Genomic DNA, 3,522 nt, shown 5'->3' on the forward strand with positions numbered 1-3,522 from the left:
AGCGCGCGATCCACCGGCACGCCGCGCACCTGATCGGCCACCAGCCTGCATTTCTGGGCTGATATGCGCGCATTCTTCAGTTTCGCTGCTGCCTGCATGGTTATGCTCTCGCGTCCAAATCCTTAAAATCGTTCAGCGCGCCTTGCGGTCGCCGGAGTGGCCCTTGAAGGTGCGGGTGATCGAAAACTCGCCCAGTTTGTGGCCCACCATATTCTCCGATATCAGCACCGGGATATGCTGGCGCCCGTTGTGTACCGCAATTGTCAGCCCCACCATATCGGGGATCACCAGCGAACGACGCGACCAAGTCTTGATCGGTCGCCGTTCCCGAGTCGCGATCGCCCGCTCGACCTTGGTCATCAGATGGCCATCGACGAACGGACCTTTTTTGAGAGAACGTGGCACTGTCGCTCCTATTTCTTCCTGCCGCGCGAGCGCACGATCCAGCGATCCGTGCGCTTGCTGTTGCGGGTCTTGTAACCTTTGGTCGGTACACCCCAGGGCGTACACGGGTGGCGGCCACCGGAGGTCTTGCCCTCGCCGCCGCCATGCGGATGATCCACCGGATTCATCGCCACACCCCGCACGGTGGGCCGAATTCCGCGCCAGCGCTTGGCGCCGGCTTTACCCAGCTTGACCAGATTGTGCTCGGCGTTGCTTACCTCGCCAATGGTCGCGCGACAATCAGCCGGCACGCGGCGCATCTCGCCGGAGCGCAACCGCAAGGTCACCAAGTTACCCTCGCGCGCCACCAGCTGCACCGAAGTACCGGCGCTGCGCGCGATCTGCGCCCCTTTGGACGGTTTCAGCTCGACGCAGTGCACCACACTGCCGACCGGAATATTGCGCAGCGGCAAGGCATTGCCTGCCTTGATCGGCGCATGCGAGCCGGCCATGATCGGCGCCCCGGCACTTAAGCCTTTGGGTGCGATCACATAGCGCCGCTCACCATCGGCGTATAGCACCAGCGCGATATGCGCGCTGCGGTTGGGATCGTATTCGATGCGCTCGACCTTGCCCGGCACATGATCCTTGTCGCGCCGGAAATCGACGATGCGATAGCGCTGCTTGTGCCCGCCGCCCACATGACGCGTGGTGATGCGACCCAGATTGTTGCGGCCGCCCGAGCGCTTCTTGGCCCCGGTCAGCGCGCGCAACGGGCCGCCCCGATGCAATTCCTGACCCTGAATGCGGGTTACAAAACGCCGGCCCGGCGATGTCGGTTTGGTCTTTACAATGGCCATGCGATTTAAAATATCGGCTTGTGCGCAGGCTTATTCAGGGCCCAGCGAAATGTCGTTGCCCGGCGCGAGCTGGACGTACGCCTTCTTCCAGTCCGAGCGGCGTCCGCGGCGCGCGCCGTGACGCTTCAGCTTGCCCTTCACGTTCAGCATCCGCACCTGCATGACCTGCACACTGAACAGCATCTCGACGGCATGCTTAACTTCGCTCTTGGTGGCGTCCGGCAACACCTTGAACACATGCTGGCGTGCGCTGTCAGCCGCCAGGGTGGACTTTTCCGACACATGTGGGGCAAGCAGGACTTTCATCAGCCGCTCCTGACTCATGCCAGCCACGCCTCGACCCGATTGAGCGCAGCTTTGGTCATGACCACATTATCGAAACCGATCAGGTTCACGGGGTTCAGACTGGCAACCGCCGTATAACCGACATGCCGCAGGTTGCGCGCGGCCAGGTGAATCTTCTCATCGGGCTGCTCGGTGACCAGCAATGCCGACGTCAAATTCAAACCCTTAAGCTTATCCAGCACTACCCGTGTTCTGGGCTGGTCGACGCCGAAATCTTCCACGATAACCAAACGATCCAGCCGCGCCAGCTCCGACAGGATAGAACGCATGGCAGCACGATACATTTTTCGGTTCAGTTTCTGCCGGAAACTCCGAGGCTGGGCCGCGAACGTCACGCCGCCGCCACGCCAGATGGGGCTGCGAATCGTCCCGGCGCGGGCGCGCCCGGTGCCTTTCTGCCGCCATGGTTTCGCGCCGCCGCCGGCCACCTGCGCACGCGTTTTTTGCGCCTTGGTGCCGCCACGCCCGCCAGCCAAATAGGCGGTCACGGCCTGATGCACCAGCGCCGCGTTGAAGTCCTGACCGAAAGTTCGATCAGAGACGTCTACGTGGCTGTTGTCGATGCTTCTGAGTTGCATGATTTATTGCGTGATATGCTGTGGTTTATTAGTGCTATTGATCTGGCGTCTGCGCGGTCGCTTGGCGGGTTTTCGCTTTGATCGCCGGACACACAATCACGTTGCCGCCTGTGGAGCCGGGGATGGCGCCCTTGATCAACAGCAGATTTCGGTCCTGATAGACTCGCACCACTTCCAGATTCTGGGTCACTCGCCGCACGACTCCCATATGGCCCGCCATCTTCTTGCCCTTGGGCACGCGACCCGGTGTCTGGCGCTGACCGATCGAGCCTGGGGCCCGATGTGCTAGCGAGTTGCCGTGGGTCGCGTCCTGCATATGGAAGTTATAGCGCTTGATCGTGCCGGCAAACCCCTTGCCTTTCGTAATGCCGGTTACATCAACTTTCTGGCCGGCTTCGAACAGGTCGACTCTTAACTCGTTACCTGCCGCCAGCGCATCGTTCTCGTTCTCGCCTAGCCGAAATTCCCACAGGCCCCGGCCAGCTTCGATCCCCGCCTTGGCGTAATGGCCCGCCTGCGATTTGGTCACGCGCGACGGCCGGCGCGTGCCGCAGGTGACCTGCACAGCACCGTAGCCATCCGCTTCCGGCGTCTTGATCTGCGCGACCCGGTTTGACTCCACGTGGATCACCGACACTGGTATCGTAGAACCCTGGTCGGTAAAGACGCGGGTCATACCAATTTTTCTACCAATCAACCCAATGGTCATGCAGGCGCTCCGCGTTCGCGAGAATCGACGAACCAAATGTAACCCTACCCAGCGAAAACCGCGTCGGAGCCGGGTCGTGGAAAGCCGGCTATTATGAAGAAGACTTGAACGAGCCTCAAGCCTTAAACCGGTTTCTGGCAGCCTGAAACAGGCATCAATTGAGTTTTATATGTACATCGACACCCGCGGCGAGGTCGAGCTTCATCAGCGCATCCACGGTTTTTTCGGTGGGGTCGACGATGTCCATGATGCGCTTGTGCGTGCGAATCTCGTATTGATCACGCGCGTCCTTGTTCACGTGCGGCGAGATGAGAATCGTGAAGCGCTCCATTTTGGTTGGCAGCGGAATGGGGCCCTTGACGCGCGCGCCGGTGCGCCGCGCGGTCTCTACAATCTCGCTCGCCGAGCGATCGATCAAACGGTGATCGAACGCCTTTAAGCAGATCCGTATTCTCTGACTGGCTGCCATTATTACTGTCTCTGCGATAGACGGGCGCGCTGCGCCCCTTATGAACCGGTTACTTCACGACCTTGGCGACCACGCCGGCGCCGACGGTGCGGCCGCCTTCGCGGATGGCGAAGCGCAGGCCCTCTTCCATCGCGATCGGCGCGATCAAGGTCACCTGCATCTTGACGTTGTCACCTG

The 3,522-nt window shown here is 60.9% G+C and carries 8 protein-coding genes; all 8 read right to left on the reverse strand.

The annotated features are described in order from the left end of the window. Nucleotides 1-98 (reverse strand): 50S ribosomal protein L22 (gene rplV / locus H0V34_14365; GenBank protein ID MBA2492812.1); only part of this gene is annotated, 98 nt, incomplete at its 3' end. Nucleotides 99-132: 34 nt separating this feature from the next. After that, on the reverse strand, nucleotides 133-405 hold the full coding sequence (gene rpsS, locus H0V34_14370) for a 30S ribosomal protein S19 (GenBank protein ID MBA2492813.1): 273 nt from the start codon (nucleotides 403-405) through the stop codon (nucleotides 133-135). Nucleotides 406-413: 8 nt separating this feature from the next. Beyond that, the gene (rplB, locus tag H0V34_14375; protein ID MBA2492814.1) at nucleotides 414-1,244 is read right to left on the reverse strand and encodes a 50S ribosomal protein L2; all 831 of its coding nucleotides are present in this window, start codon (nucleotides 1,242-1,244) and stop codon (nucleotides 414-416) included. A gap of 30 nt (nucleotides 1,245-1,274) precedes the next feature. Next, entirely contained in the window at nucleotides 1,275-1,568 is a 294-nt protein-coding gene (rplW, locus tag H0V34_14380) for a 50S ribosomal protein L23 (GenBank protein MBA2492815.1), read from the reverse strand. Then, nucleotides 1,565-2,167: a 50S ribosomal protein L4 gene (rplD, locus tag H0V34_14385; protein MBA2492816.1), complete on the reverse strand. Its 603-nt coding sequence runs from the start codon at nucleotides 2,165-2,167 to the stop codon at nucleotides 1,565-1,567. Before rplD ends, rplW begins: the two co-directional genes overlap by 4 nt. A gap of 34 nt (nucleotides 2,168-2,201) precedes the next feature. Then, the gene (gene rplC, locus H0V34_14390; protein ID MBA2492817.1) at nucleotides 2,202-2,876 is read right to left on the reverse strand and encodes a 50S ribosomal protein L3; all 675 of its coding nucleotides are present in this window, start codon (nucleotides 2,874-2,876) and stop codon (nucleotides 2,202-2,204) included. A 154-nt stretch (nucleotides 2,877-3,030) separates the two neighbouring features. Further along, nucleotides 3,031-3,345 (reverse strand): 30S ribosomal protein S10, encoded by a 315-nt coding sequence (gene rpsJ, locus H0V34_14395; protein MBA2492818.1) that lies wholly within the window; start codon nucleotides 3,343-3,345, stop codon nucleotides 3,031-3,033. Nucleotides 3,346-3,394: 49 nt separating this feature from the next. Next, nucleotides 3,395-3,522: elongation factor Tu (gene tuf / locus H0V34_14400; protein ID MBA2492819.1), on the reverse strand; the 128-nt coding region annotated here is incomplete at its 5' end.

This window comes from Gammaproteobacteria bacterium (genome assembly GCA_013696315.1).
In the GTDB taxonomy this organism is placed as follows: domain Bacteria; phylum Pseudomonadota; class Gammaproteobacteria; order JACCYU01; family JACCYU01; genus JACCYU01.

Bases quoted from the DNA above. Each gene is read 5' to 3' on its own strand.
- rplW (MBA2492815.1), bottom strand. From the start codon at position 1,568: ATGAGTCAGGAGCGGCTGATGAAAGTCCTGCTTGCCCCACATGTGTCG.
- rplB (MBA2492814.1), bottom strand. From the start codon at position 1,244: ATGGCCATTGTAAAGACCAAACCGACATCGCCGGGCCGGCGTTTTGTA.
- rplC (MBA2492817.1), bottom strand. From the start codon at position 2,876: ATGACCATTGGGTTGATTGGTAGAAAAATTGGTATGACCCGCGTCTTT.
- rpsJ (MBA2492818.1), bottom strand. From the start codon at position 3,345: ATGGCAGCCAGTCAGAGAATACGGATCTGCTTAAAGGCGTTCGATCAC.
- rplD (MBA2492816.1), bottom strand. From the start codon at position 2,167: ATGCAACTCAGAAGCATCGACAACAGCCACGTAGACGTCTCTGATCGA.